This is a genomic window from Stenotrophomonas sp. HMWF023 (assembly GCF_003060985.1).
Classification (GTDB): domain Bacteria; phylum Pseudomonadota; class Gammaproteobacteria; order Xanthomonadales; family Xanthomonadaceae; genus Stenotrophomonas; species Stenotrophomonas lactitubi.
Genome location: NZ_QAIJ01000259.1, coordinates 15,083 through 33,225 on the forward strand (window position 1 = coordinate 15,083; position 18,143 = coordinate 33,225).

General features: G+C 62.4%; 6 protein-coding genes. All 6 read right to left on the bottom strand.

What is annotated here, in order from left to right; all coding sequences use genetic code 11:
* Positions 1-117: 117 nt before the first annotated feature.
* On the bottom strand, positions 118-3,108 hold the full coding sequence (locus DBR20_RS14740; protein WP_108266692.1) for a TonB-dependent receptor: 2,991 nt from the start codon (positions 3,106-3,108) through the stop codon (positions 118-120).
* Between the two features lie 482 nt (positions 3,109-3,590).
* Positions 3,591-6,443, bottom strand: a complete 2,853-nt coding sequence (locus DBR20_RS14745; RefSeq protein WP_108266693.1) for a TonB-dependent receptor — start codon at positions 6,441-6,443, stop codon at positions 3,591-3,593.
* Between the two features lie 182 nt (positions 6,444-6,625).
* Complete coding sequence (locus DBR20_RS14750; protein ID WP_258223376.1) at positions 6,626-8,662, bottom strand: prolyl oligopeptidase family serine peptidase; 2,037 nt, start codon at positions 8,660-8,662, stop codon at positions 6,626-6,628.
* Positions 8,663-8,823: 161 nt separating this feature from the next.
* Entirely contained in the window at positions 8,824-11,628 is a 2,805-nt protein-coding gene (locus DBR20_RS14755; RefSeq protein ID WP_108266694.1) for a TonB-dependent receptor, read from the bottom strand.
* A gap of 387 nt (positions 11,629-12,015) precedes the next feature.
* Positions 12,016-14,823: a TonB-dependent receptor gene (locus DBR20_RS14760; protein WP_108266695.1), complete on the bottom strand. Its 2,808-nt coding sequence runs from the start codon at positions 14,821-14,823 to the stop codon at positions 12,016-12,018.
* A gap of 357 nt (positions 14,824-15,180) precedes the next feature.
* Positions 15,181-17,976 carry a TonB-dependent receptor gene (locus tag DBR20_RS14765; RefSeq protein WP_108266696.1) on the bottom strand — a complete coding sequence of 932 codons (2,796 nt, stop codon included), beginning with the start codon at positions 17,974-17,976 and terminating at the stop codon, positions 15,181-15,183.
* Between the last annotated feature and the right edge of the window lie 167 nt (positions 17,977-18,143).

An 18,143-nucleotide genomic window follows, 5' to 3' on the forward strand; every position in this document is an offset into this window, starting at 1 on the left:
GCCCGCACTGCAAGGGTGTCGAAGGTCATGGCCGGGCGCAAGGGGGCCTTGCCGGCACCGGAAAAAGACAGACCCGGCAAAAGCCGGGTCTGTCGGGGTAATGCATTTGTTGCTGGATCAGAACTTGTAGGTCGCACCCATATACATGTAGCGGCCGATGTTGTCGTACATCGCCGAACCGACGTCGGAGCCGAAGTAGTTCACCGGCGGATCCTTGTCGAAGGCGTTGTCCACGCCCAGGTAGACGTCGATCTTGTCGCCCGGGAAGCGGTAGCCGAACTGGAAGTTGTGGTAGACGTACGAGCCGTTGCGGATCGGGCTGCTCTGGCCCGGGTTGGCCTGGTAGCTCTTCGGCTGCACGCGCAGGTTGCTGCTCACGTAGTTCAGGTCCCACGACGCACGCCACTGACCCAGCGAGTACTTGGTCTGCAGCGAACCGCGCCAGCGCGGGTCGGTCACCCAAGTGACGTTCTCGTCGTACTCGGTCGGGAAGTCCTGGAAGGCCCATTCACGCGACTGCAGCAGGCGGGTACCGACCAGGCGGATCACCGTGTCGCCCTCAGCCAGCTTGAAGCGGTAGTCCATTTCCAGATCGACGCCGACGCGACGCGAACGTGCCAGGTTTTCATTCAATGCAACCCAACGGCTGATCGAATGCTCCGGGAAGGTGCGGCCGCCCGCATCGGTCTTGCCACCGACCGGTGCGCGCTCGATGAAGCCGCAGAAGCTGTTGTTGATGCCTCCCGGCGAGTCAACGCAGCGGGTGGCATTGGTCTGCGCGGTCACTGCACCGATGGCGTCCTTCAGGCTGATCCACCAGTAGTCCACGGACATGCCGAAGCCCTGCAGGAAATCAGGCTGCCAGACCAGGCCATAGGTGAAGCTGCGCGCGCGCTCCGGCTTCAGGTTCGGGTTGCCGCCGCTGACACCCGGGCGGGTTGCGGTGTAGGTGTCGACCCAGCCGACCGGCACGCCCAGCGCCGAGCAGTTGGCCTGGCGCAGGGCCGGATCAGCTGCAGTGTTGGGGCGGTTGGAATTGGTGGCCAGGTAGTTGCAGGGATCGTTGACGGTGGCGAAGTTCTCGCTCTGCGGGTTGTACAGTTCGCCGATGCTCGGCGCACGCACCGCCTGCGACAGGGTGCCGCGGGCACGCAGGGACGGAATGATCGTCCAGTCCAGGCCGACCTTCCAGGTGGTGGTCTTGCCGATGCTGCTGTAATCGGACCAGCGGCCGGCAGCGTCCATGGTCAGGTTGTAGATGCCCGGGATGTCGGCCAGCAACGGTACGGTAGCTTCGACGAACGCTTCGCGCACGTCGTACTTGCCCATCCGGTTGGGGATCGCGTTGAGGAAGGTCAGGCCCTGCGCTGCCAGCGGATCGGTGATTTCACGGCTCTTCTCGCGGCGGTATTCCACGCCACCGGCCACGCCGACGTCGCCTGCCGGCAGGCTGAACAGCGAGGCGTTGGCCAGCGAGGCGCTGAACACCGACTGCTGCAGGCGCGAATAGTTGAACGACCTGACGTTCATCCAGTCACGTGCGGCCTGGGTCACTGCACCGTTGCCGAATACCGAGAACGGTACGCAGCCCTCGCGTGCGAACTGCGAGTACACGCGGTTGCCGTTGTTGGGGTTGGTCGCGCTCGGGTTCAGCGTGGTGCGGCAGACGATCTGGCCGGTGGACGGATCGACCACGGTGTCCAGGCCTGCCTGCCAACGCTCATTGATACGGTTGTTGAGGTTCCAGCGCTTGACTTCGCTCTGGCCCCAGTTGCCGTACACGTCGTAGGTCCAGTTCTCGGTCAGGTTGCCCTCCACGCCCAGCACGAAGCGCTGGGTGTTGCGCTCAACGTGCTCACCACGCTGTCCGGCATCGACGTTGAAGCGGCTCAGGGTCAACTGGCTGGCGCCGTTGGCGACCATCAGCGCGCGCAGCTCCGGAGAAACATAGGCATTGTCGCGCTGGATGCGCAGGGTCTGGTCGAACGACGGCTGGGCCAGGAAGTCCGACACGGTCTCGGTGTACTTGCCTTCGAAATACAGGCGATGGTTGTCGGTCAGATCGAAGTTGACGACCGTATTGACGCTCTTGCGGTCGAAGCCGGGCTGCAGATCGGCCACCGAATTGAGGTCGGCGAAGTCGCAGTTGACGCAGCTGGTGGTGCTCGGCATCACGCCGTCATAGCGCTGCGGGCGGTAGGTGCCGTCCGGATTGAACTGGTAGCGGTTGCCCCAGGTCGCCTTGTTGGTGGGCGAGAACGCACCCAGCGTGAAGGTGCCGCCGAAGGAGATCGAGTGGTTGCCGCCGGGGCCGCTGAGGACGGTCTGCGGATTGCTTTCGTTGGAGGGCTTGGTCGGGTCGTAGTTGGGGTTCGGCACCGACACCAGGAACTCGTTGCCGATCGCGCGGTCGCTGCGGACAAAGCGGTCCTGCTTGCTGTATTCCAGTGCGATCGCCGCGCTGCCGCGGCCATTGGCGAAATCGGTACCTGCCGAGGCGCTGATGAAGGAACGATTGAAGCCGCCTTCACTGGCCATGCCGGTCTGGGCGCGTACTTCGGCGCCGTCGAATGACTTCTTCATGATGAAGTTGACGACGCCGGCCACGGCATCGGCGCCGTACACGGCCGAGGCACCACCGGTGATGACTTCAACGCGTTCGATCCACTCGACCGGGATCGTGTTGACGTCCACCGCCGAGGAGCCGGAGGTCGCGCCGACATGGCGGCGACCATTGACCAGCACCAGCGTACGCGAGGTGCCCATGCCGCGCAGGTCCATCAGGCCCACGCCGGCGGTGCCGATGAAGCGGGTGGAATTGCCCAGCGTATAGGTCGGGCTCAGCGCCGGCAGGCGCGCCATCAGGTCGCCGATGTTGTTGGCGCCGGTGGCGCGGATTTCTTCAGCGGTGATGGCGGTGACCGGCGAGGGGGTCACGAAGCCGGTACGCGCGATGCGCGAGCCGGTCACGCTGACGCGGTCCAGGTCGATCGGGTTGCTGCCGGAGCTTGCCTCCTGGGCCAGAGCCGGGGCCGCAGCAGCCATCATCAGGCCGGCGAGCAGGGCGTTGGTCAGCGGGTGGCGACCGGGCGTGCGGTAGTGCGTCATCAGGTAAATCCCCCTAGTGGAAAGAGATCGACCACCTCCTTGTGATTGTTATGTGGATGTTCATGTGTCGTCCTGACGTTCATCGAACCTAACACGCGCTTAACGGAAAAAGCATGGGTCCGTCACATTTCCTTGTGGAATAAGGGGTTTTTGATCATTAAATTGCAACAATTACAGTGTCTTAGTCTCAGTTGTGACAAGTGAGCTTTGTTTCTTCTTCGCTTTATGAATTGGGTGTTAAGAGAGTCTTTGCGCAATCTGGCGGTTGGCGGGGTGGGGCGCTTGCCTCAGGGAGAGGCGTAGCGAGGACGCCAGGCAGTTCCATTGATGCCGTTCTCCCTGTCTCTCTTGATCTTTCTGGCAGCCACTGCAAAGCCAGGCCACCGTCGGGCCTGTGATCAAGGGAGGAGGAGTGGTGCAGGCCCGCAAAAGGAAAGGGCGGCTTGCGCCGCCCTTTCCGGGGTACTGCTGTTACTGCCGGATCAGAACTTGTACTTCAGACGCACGAACGGGGTGCGGCCGTAGTAGTCGTACTGGGTGGCGAAGGCCGGCACGTTGCCGTAGCGGGAATCGGCGACGCCGGTGGAAACCAGCGGCGGGGTCTTGTTGAAGATGTTGCTGACGCCCACCAGGATTTCCCAATCAGCCTGCGCATAGCTGACAGACGCGGTGTGGTAGATGCGCGAATCAGCCACGATGTCACGGTAGGAGTTCGGACGGCCCTGGTAGGTGAACACCGGATCCAGATCGATGTCTTCGGTCTTGTGGATGTAGGTGGTCAGCCAGTTGTACGACCAGTCGCCACGGGTCAGGCTCAGTGCCAGGTTGCCCACGACCTTGGGACGGCCGATGTCACCCAGCAGCTCCGAGGATTCCAGGCCGCTTGCAGCTGCGCTGGAGAACACTTCCTGGGTATCTTCGATCGTGTAGGTTACCTGGGTCTCAGCCGAGAACTTGCCGAACGAGAAATCGTGGTCGAAGTTCGCGGTCAGGTCGTAGCCACGGGTGCGCTGCTTGTTGATGTTGATGAACTTGTTCAGGATCTGGGTCACCGCATACGGCTGGGTAGCAGTGCCCGAATTGCGGGTCAGCAGATCGCAGTAGCTGTTCGGGTACACCGAGCCGCCGTAGCAGCCGCGCAGGACGTTGGTGCTGCCCAGCTGTGCGATTTCATTGCTCACTTCATAATCGAAGTAATCGATGGCCACGCTCAGGTTGGCGAAGGTCGGGGTGAACACGATACCGGCGGTCTTCGCACGCGAAGTTTCCGGAATCAACGAGTCACCACCGCCCTGGCGGTACACCGTGCCGCTGCTGCCACCACCGGCATAGTTGGCCGGGATGCCTGCGGCCGCGCAGTTGGTCTGGTAGTTGGTGTTGGAGCTTTCACCCCAGCGCACGCACGGATCGTTCGCCTGCTGGAAGAATCCGGTCTCGTTGCCCAGGTACAGCTCATACAGGCCCGGAGCGCGGTAGGAGGTGCCGATCGAACCGCGCAGACGCAGCGACGGAATCACCTGCCAGTTCACGCCGACCTTCCAGACGTTGTCCGAATCGGACACGTTGTCGTACTTGAACACACGGCCCGAGGCATTGATGCTCAGCGATTCCACCGCCGGCAGGCCCTTCAGCAGCGGCACATCGACTTCGACGAAGGCTTCCTTGACCCTGTCGTTGCCCTTGGTCACGTCAGCCGAGGACGAGCCCCAGATGTCGCCGGTGCGGGACAGTTCGCTCGGCTGGTCGTTGAGCGAGTAGTAGCGGTATTCCAGGCCCGCGGCGACGCCCACTGCGCCGGCCGGCATCTCGAACAGATCGCCGCTGACGATCGCGTTGATGGTGGCCTGCTTGTAGGTGGTCTTGCCCCAGTCCCACGCACCCAGCTTGTCGACCAGCTCGTCGACCTTGCGGCCGCTCAGGTAGTCCGGGTCGAAGTAGTTCACCGCCGGCGGAGCGTCGGTGTAGTCCAGGTCGCCGCTCTTGGAGGCCTGGATGGCCAGGTTGCCGTACTTGCCCTTGGAGTGGCTGAAGTTCGCGTTGACTTCCCACGCCCAGGTGTCGGTGCCCTTGAACAGGCCATCAAGCTTGGTCGCGGCGTAGAAGTAATCGACGGTGATGTCCTGCTGCGACTTGAACAGCATCACCGGGTTGGCGACGATCTGGGTGCCCGGGAGGTAGGCATACGGGAAGAACTGGCGCCAGGAGAACGTCTCGGTTTCGCGGCGGTTGAACAGGAACTGGGTCTTCCAGTTGACCGAATCGAAGCCGAAGTCGGTGGCCAGGTAAGCCGTCTTGCGTTCCTGCTTGTTGATGATGTGGCCCTGGCCCCAGCGCTCGAAGTTCACCGGCTCATCGTAGAAGGCCTGGCCGCGCGTGTAGTTCTGGGTCTTGCGCGGGCGGTAGCCCGGCAGCGGGCCGACGGTGCTGCCATCACCCGATGGCACATAGCGGGTGCTGCCGATGTCGACCACGTTGTGCAGCATGTTGTTGCAGTTGGCCAGCGGCGTACCGGCATTGAGCGAACGATCTTCGCGGTCGATGCGGTTGCCGTCGGCGTCCTTGACCAGATCGTTGCCGCAGTTGAGGAAGTCGCGGTCGCCGCGGGTCAGCTCGTTGTGCTGATACCACTCGACGGCAGCGATGATGCTGCCCTTCTCGAAGTTCCAGCCATTGGCCAGCGACGCCGAGAACACTTCACCGCCGCCCTCGGTGGGCACGCGGCCGGTGACGGTCAGTTCCGGTCGCTCGATGTTCTTCTTGGTGATCAGGTTGACCACACCAGCCACGGCATCGGAGCCGTAGATGGAGGACGAGCCGTCCTTCACGATCTCGGCGCGCTGCAGGATGGCGGTGGGAATGACGTTCAGGTCGAAGGCGCCCACGGCACCGCGGGTACCGGCCGGGCCCGGACGCTGGCCGTCCAGCAGCACCAGGGTGCGGTTGGCACCCAGGCCGCGAAGCGACACGGTCTGCACGCCGGTGCCGCCGTCGACGACGAAGCCGCCGAACTGGTGGGTGATCTGCGTTTCAGCCGAACCGATGGCCGACTTCTGCAGGAACTCTGCGACGTTGACCTGACCCTGCCTGGCGTTGGTCTCGGCGTTGATGGTGAACACCGGCGAGGTGGTTTCGTAGTCCGCACGGCGGATCAACGAGCCGGTGACGGTGACCTTGTCAAGGTCGGTGGCACGCTGGGTGGAGGAAGAAGTGCTTGACGCCTTTGCTTCCTGCTGGGTGGTCTCCTGGGCCATTGCCGGTGCGACCTGGAGACAGGCCAGCACAGCGAGAGTCAGTGGTACGCGGCTTGGCTTGATGTGGCGGTTGGCGTTGCGCATTTCGTCGTGATCCCCACTTGTTATGCTTCGGTTAATGGAGTGTATGTGTGGCGTAAAGTAAATGCAACATGAATGGATACTTCTCGTAACTTATTGTTGCTAAGGGAAAATTCAGGAATTCGGGCATTAAAAAACCCCGCCGGTTAAGCCGGCGGGGTTGCTGATCGGGTGCTCTGTGGGGGTTACAGGCCGCCCGGCCCGCAGTCCTTGGCCAGGTAATCGGCCATCAGGGTGAGGGTCGTCTGGAAGTGGCGCGGGTACCACGGCATGCTGTGCGGCATGTCCGGGATCAGTTCGAACCTGGCCGGCACCTTGCCCTGCACTGCGCTGTAGAAATTGCGGGCATGGAACGCCGGCGTGCGGACATCGCGGTCGCCGACGAAAGTCAGTAGTGGAATGGTGGCCTTGGCCGTGTTCTGCATCGGGTCCATGCCCTTCACCGTGCGACCCTGCAGAATGCGCTGCAGGCGGTTCTGGCTCCAGGATGTGCCCAACCGGCCCAGATCGGTGACCGGTGCACCGGCGATGGCGCACTGGTAGGGCGATGGGCTGCGTACGGTGGCCGCTGCCGCAGCGAAGCCGCCATAGGAGTAGCCGAAGATCGCGATGCGATCCTTCGCCGCGATGCCCTGCGACACCAGCCAGGCGGCACCATCGTCCTTGTCATCCTGCATCTTCTGGCCCCACTCGCCATCGCCTGCCAGCCACAGCTTGCGGCCCAGACCGGAGCTGCCACGGTACTGCGGTCGCAGCACGGCATAACCGCGCGAGGTGAAGAAGGGCACCCAGCCGGACACGTCCCAGCCTGTGTAGTCGCGAGCCCACGGTCCGCCATGCGGATGCACCAGAGTCGGCAGTGGGCCGTCGCCCTGCTTCCAACCTGCCGGCAGGTCGAGGATCGCCGGGATCTGCTGGCCATCGCGGGCGGTGTAGGTCACCCAGCGCTGCTCGCCGATCTGCTTGCTGTCCACCCAGGGACGTTCGCTGCCCAGCGGCACCACGTCCTTGCGGTCGGCCAGGATGTAATAGCTCTTCGGGTTGCGGTTGCTTTCCGTGGTGAACAGCACCCGCGAGAGATCGTCGTTGTAGCCGGTGATGTAGACGGTCAGGCCCGGATAGGCCTTCTGCAGGCCTTCCTGCAGGCCCTTCATCTGCGGATCGACGTAGATCGCCTGGCGCTGCGGTCCATCGATGTAGAAGCCCAGCACCTGGTTGAAGTTGCTCTTGCGCGTGCCGAGGATCAGCGAGCTGATGGAGAAGGTCGGGTGGGCAGCCAATGGCTCCTTGTCGAACTCTTTCTTGACCGGGTCGTACAGGCGGGCCTGCACCAGATCGGAAAACTGGTCGGTCAGCACATACAGTTTGCCGCTGTCATCGTCGATGCCGACCACGTCCACTGTGTAGCGTTCGCTCAGCTTGGTGGTCAGCGGCGCATGGACCTCGAACTGGCCGGCGCTGTTCTTGATCAGCACGCGCTGTTCGAAATCGTCCGAGCCGCTGGATTCGATCTGGGTCTGGGTCACCACTTCGCCGGTGCGCGGGTGGAACAGGCCCGGGGTTGTGCGCGAGTTGCCCTTGAACAGCAGTTCGGTCTGGCCGGTGCGCAGGTTGAAGCGGTAGTAGTTGGCCTGCAGGGTGGCTTCATTGAGCTGGTTGATGATGACCCGGTCCGGGTCCAACGGCAGCTGGTGCACCAGCGAAGCGGTGCCGGCCAGTTCCAGGCAGCGCAGGGTATCGGCACTGACACCCAGCGTTCGGGTGTTACTGGCAAAGGCCTCGTCGAATTTCGCCTGGCTGGCGTCGGTCAGGTAGGCCTTGGTCAGGAACGTCTTGGTGGCGCCGGTACTGTTGCCTTCGCCGCAGCCGCCCAGCTTGCCGGTCCACTCCTGGCGGCTGATGACCAGGTTGCGTCCGGCCTTGAGGGCGCTGGCAGCGATGAACTTCATTCGATCGCCGGACGGGGTGATGGCGACCGGACCGGCGGCGAGGTTGTCCAGGTTCCAGTTGGCCAGCGCGGTATCGGCATTGTTGCTGCCAGGGGCGGCAATGATGGCGACCAGCTGCTTGCCGTCGGCACTCATCGTGACCGACTGCAGCGCGGGAATCTTGGCGAAATCCTCCGCGGGCAGGGGCGCAGCAACGGCGTGGCCGATGCAGAGGCCCAGCAGCAGCGTGGCGACGGTACCCGGACGGGCGGTCTTGTAACGGGGTTGCATCATCAGAGGTTCCTTGTGGCGAGGCACGGCAACATGACCTGAAGATGAACGAAGCCCGGGATTCCGTCAACTCGGCGTGAAAAGTGCCTTCGTCCTCCCGGCAGCCCAAATGAAGAGACCCCGCCGAAGCGGGGTCTTCTGCTGTGCGCGGACGTGTCGACGGATCAGTGGTTGCCGAACTCGTACTTGGCCTGCACGTAGATGGCACGGCCGTAGGCGTTGTACAGGTAGTTGTTGTACGGCTGGCCGCTGGTGCCGGCGAAGCTGTACCGCTGGTTGTCGGGCAGCTTGTTGAACACGTTGTTGACCATCAGTGACAGGGTCAGGTTGTCCATCGCCCGATAATTCACGCTGAGGTTGTAGGTGGTGTACGACCCCCACTTGCCGGCCTTGTAGCCGGAGGTGTGGACGTAGTCGTAGCCGTTGCCCAGGTAGGCCATGTAGTTCGGCGTCTTGCCGATGTAGTTGGCATACAGGGTGGTGGTCCACTTGTCCTTGGCCCAGCCGATCGAACCGTCGGCGCGCACCTTGGCGTACGAGTCGTACACCCACATCGCATACGGGTCGCGCAGCAGGTCCAGGTACTCATCGCCCGGCTGCGGCTGCAGTTCGCGCTTGAGCATGTCGGTGTAGTTGCCGGAGAACTGCAGCGAACCGAAACGGCCGATGTCCTGCACGTACTTGAAGCTGGCCGTCAGCGCCTGCAGGTTCTGGCTGGCCACGTTCATCTTCGGCGTATAGATCTCATCGAGTACGCCGGAGCCATCACGGGTGATCCAGTCGCTCACGTTCTGGCAGCTGGCCGAGGTGTTGTTGGTCTGGCCGTTGCGGCAGTAGTACTCGGCCAGCAGCAGCTGATCGGAGCTGAGGGTGTTGACTTCGTTCTTGATCTTCCAGTTGTAGTAGTCCACCGACACCGACAGGTTGTTGATCGGAGCCCACACGATGCCGGCGTTCCATACATCTGCGGTGATCGGTTCCAGGTCGGGGTTGCCGGACTGCGTTCCAAACACCGACACGCTGTCATACGGGCAGCCCGTCGTGTTGGCCGGGTCGTAGCCAAGCTGGCCGCAACGGTAGTAGTCGGTGGAGCCGTTGGCGTAATAGCCGCTGACACCCTGGAAAGCGTCGGACAGGGTGGGCGCACGGAAGGCGGTGCCGTACTTGCCACGGAACAGCAGGCTGTCGATCGGACGGAATTCGAGTCCGACGCTGTAGGTTGCCTTGTCGACAGTGCTGCTGCCGATCTTGAAGGCGTCGTAGCGACCGGAGCCGGTTACCGTCAGCGATTCCAGCAACGGCATGCGCAGTTCAGTGGTCACTGCATAGTTGCTGCGATGGCCTGCGCCGGACACCGCGGTGGTGCCCCAGACGCTGCCATCGACCAGGCGTGCATCCGGCGTATAGTCCCAGCCTTCGCTGCCACCTTCGACCACCACTGCGAAGCCGGCATCGCCGCCGGGCAGCTTGAACAACGAACCGTTGGTGACCTGCGCGCGCAACAGGTTCTGCCAGGTCCGGCTCTGGCTGTAGGTGTAGCCGGTGAAGCTCTGGAAATCTCCGCTCGGCAGCGGCGAGTAGAACGCTTCCCAGTCCGGGCTGTAGATGTCGTAGCCGGTACTGGTGGTGCCCAGCACCGGCCCCAGCACACGCTGCTCGAAGTAATCGTTGATCGGATCGTTCCAGCGCACGAAGTTGCGCTCGGTCAGCTTGTACTCGCCGCGGGTGAAGCTCGCGCTGTAGTCCCAGTTGCCGACCGTGCCGCGACCGCCGAGCGTGACCTGGTAGGCCTTGTTGCGATCGGTGTTCATGATGTCGCGGTAGCCGCCGTCGCCGATGTCCTCCGGCGCGAACACACGCTGCAGGTTCATGTACTGGCCGCTGTCCTGATCATAGAAGCGGCCCCAGCCGGAAGAGGTGCCCCACCAGGTGTAGCCGGAGCCGGTGGCGTACTTCACTTCTTCCAGGCTGTAGAGCGCGTCGCCGAACAGCTGGAAGTTGTCGTTCACATCGAAGGTCATCGAGCTGTAGATCTGCCCGCTTTCCTTGCCGTTCTTGATGGTCTTGTAGCCGGTGCCGTACACCGAACCACAGGCCTGGCCGGTCGGCCGGGTGCCGAGCACGGTGGTGCCGTCGAACTGGCCCGCCACGTTGGCGCACAGGTTCGGGTCCATCATCGCGTAGCGGTTGCTGTTGGCCGGCAGCAGTACCAGGAAGTCGTTGGAGACGTACTGTGGGCTGTAGCCGTCGGGGTTGTTGACCTTGGTCAGGTCGCGCTGGTAGCCCCAGATCGGGCTGGTCTTTTCGTACTGCACGTTGACCAGCGCATTGAAGCGGTCGTCCTTGGAATTGAACCCGCGGGCGCCGCTGAAGCGGAAGCTGTTGCCGCCCCCTTCGCTGTAGGCGCCGCCGCGGATGTTCAGCACGCCGCCGTCCATGCGTTCCTTGAGGATGATGTTGACCACGCCGGCGATCGCATCCGAACCGTACAGCGACGACTGGCCGCCGGGCAGGATCTCGATGCGCTCGACGATGTCGATCGGAATGCCGCTGATGTTGTTGAAACTGTCGCTGCCGTTGTACAGCGCCGGATACGAGAGCATCGGGCGGCCGTTGATCAGGTACTTGGTGTAGCCGGGGCTGAGCCCGAACATGCCGGCTGCCTCGGCACCCTGGGTGAACGAAGCAGAGGTCTGTCCGCCCTGCAGGCCGCCGGTCGATAGCGAGGACTGCTGCAGGACGTCGGCGACACTGGTGAAACCGCGGGTCTGGATGTCCTCGGCGGTAACGGTCAGGACCGGCGTGTGGTTCTCGATCTGCGTCTGCGGGATCAGTGAACCGGTGACGGTGACGCGGTCGAGCTGGGTCGGCGCGTTGTCCTGTGCGTGGGCTGCGCCGGAGGCGAGCAGGGTGCCGATCAGGGCGAGGGTCAGGGGGTGACGCGAAGGCGTGGTGCGATGGCGAGACATGATGGATCCCCGTATGAGCGATGTCGTCTGGCTATGTCGTCCTTGACATCTTCATGATTTGTTCAGTTTCAATCCATTCAGCAAGACCGTAACACGGCGTTCACGTTGTCAAAATGGCGCTGTCATACGGATGTGCCAGCTGTTCCTGGAAAATTCCTTTGTAATCAATGAATAAACGAGTTTGTCTGGGAATGTTTCAAAATGTTGCGATGCAGAACGGTATTGGTCGACAGTGATATTTATCTTCAGGATCAAAGGCTTGTGGACGCCCTTGGAGTATTTCTGGATATTTAATTTATGGGACTTTTCGTTTTCGTTCGTCTCAATCGACGGGCATGAAAAAGGCCCCGCCGAAGCGGGGCCTTTGGGTTGCTGCGAGAGCGGCGCTTACTTCTTGCCGAACTCGTACTTGGCCTGCACGTAGACCGCACGGCCGTAGGGGTTGTAGATGTTGCTGTTGTACGGCGCGTCGATGTTGCCGGCGTAGCTGTGGGCCTGGCCGTCTGGCATCTTGTTGAACACGTTGTTGACCATCATCGACAGCGTCAGGTTGTCCATCGCCTGGTAGTTCACGCTCAGGTTGTAGGTGGTGTACGAGCCCCACTTGCCGGCTTCGTAACCAGACGGATGCACGTAGTCGTAGCCCTTGCCCAGGTATGCCATGCGGTTGGGCGTCTTGCCGATGTAGTTGAAGTACAGCGTGGTGGTCCACTTGTCCTTCGCCCAGCCCACCGCACCATCTGCACGCACCTTGGCGTACTGGTCGTAGTTCCACATCGCGTACGGGTCGCGCAGCAGGTCCAGGTAGTCGTCGCCCGGCTGCGGCTGCAGTTCGCGCTTGATCATGTTGGTGTAGTTGCTGGAGAACTGCAGCGCACCGAAGCGACCGATGTCCTGCACGTACTTGAAGCTGGCCGTCACCGCCTGCAGGTTCTGGCTGGCGATGTTCATCTTCGGCGTGTAGATCTGGTCCAGCTTGCCGGTGCCGTCACGGGTGATCCAGTCGCTCACGTTCTGGCAGCTGGCCGAGGTGTTGTTGGTCTGGCCGTTGCGGCAGTAGTACTCGGCCAGCAGCAGCTGATCGGAGCTGAGGGTGTTGACCTCGTTCTTGATCTTCCAGTTGTAGTAGTCCACCGACACCGACAGGTTGTTGATGGGGGCCCACACGATGCCGGCGTTCCAGACGTCGGCGGTGATCGCTTCCAGCTCGGCATTGCCGGACTGTTCGCCGAACACTGATTCGTTGGCATACGGGCAGCCTACCGTGTCGCTCGGGTTGAAGCCGAGCTGGCCACAGCGGTAGTAGTCGACCGAACTGTTGGCGTAGTAGCCGCTGCGGCCCTGGAATGCATCGGACAGGCTGGGCGCGCGGAAGGCGGTGCCGTACTTGCCGCGGAACAGCAGGCTTTCGATCGGGCGGAATTCCACGCCGATGCTGTAGGTCGATTTGTCGACGGTCTTGTCGGCGATCTTGAACGCGTCGTAGCGGCCGGAGGCGGTCACGGTCAGCGACTCCAGCAGCGGCATGCGCAGCTCGCTGGTCAGCGCGTAGTTGCTGCGATGGCCGGCGCCGGCCACCGAGGTGGTTCCCCATACGCTGCCATCAAGCAGGCGCTGGTCGGGTGTATACGACCAGCCTTCACTGCCGGCTTCGGCCACCACCGCCAGGCCAGCATCGCCACCGGGCAGCTTGAACAGCGAACCATTGGTGATCTGCGCGCGGCCCAGGTTCTGCCAGGTGCGGCTCTTGTTGTAGGTGAAGCCGGTGAAGGTCTGGAAATCACCCGCCGGCAGCGGCGAGTAGAACGCGCCCCAGTTCGGGTTGTAGATGTTGTAGCCGTCGTCGGTGACGCCCAGCACCGGACCCAGCACACGGTCTTCGAAATAGCTGTCGATCTCGTTGGCCCAGCGCGCGAAGCTGCGCTCGGTCAGCTTGTACTCGCCGCGGCTGAAGCTGGCGCTGTAGTCCCAGTTGCCGACGTTGCCACGACCGCCCAGAGTGACCTGGTAGGCCTTGTTGCGATCGGTGCTCATGATGTCGCGGTAGCCGCCGGCGCTGATGTCCTCAGGCGCGAACGCGCGCTGCAGGTTCATGTACTCGCCGCTGGCCTGGTCGACGAAGGCACCGAAGCCGACGTTGCTGCCCCAGAACGCGTAGCCCGAACCAGCGGTGTACTGCACTTCTTCCAGGCTGTAGAGCGCATCTGCGAACAGCTGGAAGTTGTCGTTGACGTCGAAGGACATCGACGAATAGATCTGGCTGCTTTCCTTGCCGTTCTTCAGGGTCTTGTAGCCGGCACTGAAGGGCGAGCCACAGGACTCACCGGTAGCGCGCGTGCCCAGTACGGTGGTGCCACCGAATTGGCCGGCCACGTTGGCGCAGCGGGTCGGGTCCATCATCACGTAAGCGTTCTGCTGGCCCGGCAGGTAGACCAGGAAGTCGTTGGTCGGCACCTGCGGCGTATAGCCCTTGGTGTTGTTCTGCTTGGTCAGATCACGCTGGTAGCCCCAGATCGGGCTGCTCTTCTCGTACTGCACGTTGACCAGCGCGTGGAAGCGGTCATCGAAGGCGTTGAAACCATGCGCGCCGCTGACGCGGAAATCGTTGCCACCGCCCTCGGTGTAGGCGCCGCCGCGCACGTTCAGCACGCCGCCGTCCATGCGGTCCTTGAGGATGATGTTGACCACACCGGCGATCGCGTCCGAGCCGTACAGCGACGACTGGCCGCCGGGCAGGATCTCGATGCGCTCGACGATGTCGATCGGGATGCCGCTGAGGTTGTTGAAGGTGTCGCTGCCGTTGTAGAGGGCCGGGTAGGACAGCATCGGCCGTCCGTTGATCAGGTACTTGGTGTAGCTCGGGCTGAGGCCGAACATGCCCGAAGCTTCAGCGCCCTGGGTGAACGAAGCAGAGGTCTGGCCGCCCTGCAGGCCGCCGGTGGTCAGCGAGTTCTGCTGCAGCACCTCGGCCACGCTGCTGAAGCCGCGCGTCTGGATGTCCTCGGCGGTGACGGTCAGGACCGGCGTGTGGTTCTCGATCTGCGTCTGCGGGATCAGGGATCCGGTGACGGTCACGCGTCCGAGATCGGTAGGAGTGCTCTCCTGGGCGAGCGCGATCGCGCTGCTGCTGGCCAGGATCAGGCCGCTGAGGACGGCGCGGGTGAGGGGGTGACGCGGGAAGCCATTGCGAGACATGCGGTACTCCGAGTGGTCGTGAGAGACGCGTTTCCCTTTCCTGGGAACTCATGGATTGTTCAGCAGCCTGCAAACTCAGGAAGGCGGCGTTTTTCGAACGTAACACACGCTTAACTTGTTTTGCGCGGCTTTGTAACGCTTCCATGGCTCGTTATTTGAGGTTAATAAAAACTTCTTTGAAAACAGCAATTTGCGAAAATCTAGCTGCTTTGCCGAGTTTGGCGGAATGAATGTTGTGTAAATATTTATTGATTGACAATTGAGGGGCCGCTGCATTTGGCGCGGCGTGTCCAGCCAAAAAAAAAGGCCCCGCCGAAGCGGGGCCTGGTCCGGAATCAAACCCGGAAAACGACGGGATTACTTGCCGAAGTCGTACTTCACCTGGGCGGAGATCTGACGGCCGTAGACGCTGTAGAAGCCGCCATTGAACGGGGTCGATTCATTGCCCGGGTAGTTGTAGCGCTGGCCTTCCGGCAGCTTGTTGAACACGTTGTTGACCATCAGCGACAGGGTCAGATCGTCCTGCGCCTGGTAGTTCAGGCTCATGTTGTAGGTGGTGTACGAGCCCCACTTGCCGGCCTTGGCGCCGGAGGAGTGGACGTAGTCATAGCTGCGGCCGGTGTAGGCCAGGTAGTTCGGGGTGCTGCCGACGTAGTTGGCATACACGGTGGTGGTGAACTTGCCGATGTTCCAGCCTACCGACAGATCGCCACGGACCTTGGCGAAGTTGTCGTAGTACCACATGTTGTACGGATCGCTCAGCAGATCCAGCTTCTGTGCACCCGGCAGCGGGGTCACTTCACGCTTCAGCATGTTGGTGTAGTTGCCCGAGAACTGCAGCGAACCGAAGCGGCCCATGTCCTGCAGGTACTTGGCGCTGACCGTCACCGCTTCCAGGTTCTGGCTGGCAACGTTGAGCTTGGGCGTGTACACGCGGGTCAGGTTGCCGCCGGCATCGCGGGTCACCCAGTCGGTCACGTTCTGGCAGCTGGCCGAGGTGTTGTTCGGCAGACCGTTGTGGCACTGGTACTCGGCCAGCAGCAGCTGGTCGGTGCTGAGGGTCTTGACTTCGTTCTTGATCTTCCAGTTGTAGTAGTCGGCCGACAGCGAGAAGTTGCTGATCGGAGCCCACACCACGCCTGCGCTCCACACGTCGGCGGTGATCGGCTTCAGTTCCGGGTTGCCGGACTTTTCGCTGTACACCGAGGTGGTCTTGTAGAACGAGCAGGCTTCGTCGCGCAGGGCGTAGCCCAGCTGGCTGCAACGGTAGTAGTCGTTCTGGCTCGAGGCGTAGGAGCCGCTCATGCCCTGGTAGGCATCGGACAGGGTCGGCGCGCGGAAGGCGGTGCCGTACTTGCCGCGGAACAGCAGGCTTTCGATCGGACGGAATTCCAGGCCGATGCTGTAGGTGGCCTTGTCGACGGTGCCATCGCCGATCTTGAACGCGTCATAGCGGCCCGAGGCGCTGACGGTCAGGGTTTCCAGTACCGGCATGCGCAGTTCGCTGGTCACCGCGTAGTTGCTGCGGTGGCCGGCGCCGGCAACCGCAGTGGTGCCCCACACGTTGCCATCGACGAACGCCTGGTCCGGCGAGTAATCCCAACCTTCACTGCCGCCCTCGAGGACGATCGCCAGGCCGGCGTCGCCGCCCGGCAGCTGGAACAGCGAGCCGTTGGTCACCTGTGCACGGGCCAGGTTCTGCCAGGTCTTGCTGCGGTGGGTGCCGTAGCCGGTGAAGCTGGCGAACTGGTCCGGGGTGATCGGCGAGTAGAACGCGGCGTAGTTCGGGTTGTAGATGCCGAAGCCATCAGCGGTGGTGCCCAGGCGCGGGCCCAGCACGGTCTGGCCGAAGAAGTCCTCGATCTTGTCCTTCCAGCGCACGAAGCGGTTCTGGTCCAGACGGTACTCACCGCGGGTGAAGCTGGCGCTGTAGTCCCAGTCGCCGACCATGCCCTTGCCGCCCAGGGTGACCTGGTAGGAACGGCTCTCATCCGAGTTGAGGATGTTGTCGTAGTGGCCGGGGCCGATTTCTTCCGGTGCGAAAGCGCGCTGCAGGTTGACGACCTTGCCCAGGCCCTGGTCGTAGAAGCCGCCCATGACCGACTTGGTGCCCCACCAGAGGGCGCTGGAGCCGGAGGTGAACTCGGTCTTTTCCTTGCTGTACAGCACGTCGGCGAACAGCTGGAAGTTGTCGTTCACGTCGAAGGTCATCGACGAGTAGAACTGACCGCTGTCCTTGCCGTTCTTCAGGGTCTTGTAGCCGGCGCTGTACACCGAGCCGCAGGACTCGCCGGAGGCGCGCTTGCCGACGGTGGTGGTGCCGTCATACAGGCCAGCCACGTTGCCGCAGCGGGTCGGGTCCATCATGTACAGCTTGTTGTCCGAGTTGCCGATGACGGCAAAATCGTTGGACGGCAGCTGCGCGGTGTAACCAACCGGGTTGTTCTGCTTGGTGATGTCGCGCTGGAAGCCCCAGATCGGGCTGCTGTTTTCCAGCTGCACGTTGACCAGGGCATGGAAGCGGTCATCGAAGGCGTTGAAGCCCTTGGCCGCGCTGAAGCGGATGTTGTTGCCACCACCCTTGGTGTAGGTGCCGCCGCGGACGGTCACGGTGCCGCCGTCCATGCGCTCCTTCAGGATGATGTTGACCACGCCGGCGATCGCGTCCGAGCCGTACAGCGAGGACTGGCCGCCCGGCAGCACTTCGATGCGCTCGACGATGTCGATCGGAATGCCGCTGATGTTGTTGAAGGTTTCGCTACCGTTGTACAGCGCCGGATACGAAAGCATCGGGCGGCCGTTGATCAGGTACTTGGTGTAGCCCGGGTTCAGGCCGAACATGCCGGCCGCTTCGGCACCTTGGGTGAAAGCGCCCGAGGTCTGGCCGCCCTGCAGGCCGCCGGTGGTCAGCGAGGACTGCTGCAGCACTTCAGCAACGCTGCTGAAGCCACGGGTCTGGATGTCCTCGGCGGAGATCGACATCACCGGGGTCTGGGTTTCAACCTGGGTCTGCGGGATCAGCGAGCCGGTGACGGTGATCTTGTCCAGGTTGGTGGCCTTGTCCTGGGCCATTGCCGGCGAGGCGGCAACCAGGGCGGAGATCAAGGCGACAGCGAGGGTGTTGCGACGTGCGGAATTGCGAAGGTCTTTCATGTAGTTCCGTTCAAAGAGCAAATACGAGTACGGCACTGCGCATGCGCCATCGTGCGTGCTGCAACAACCAGCCGCGGAGCCCAAAACCAGTGCTCAGCGAACGTAACATGAACTTAACAATCTGTGCACGAATCTGTAGCAATCCTGAATTTCAGTCAGCGTACGTC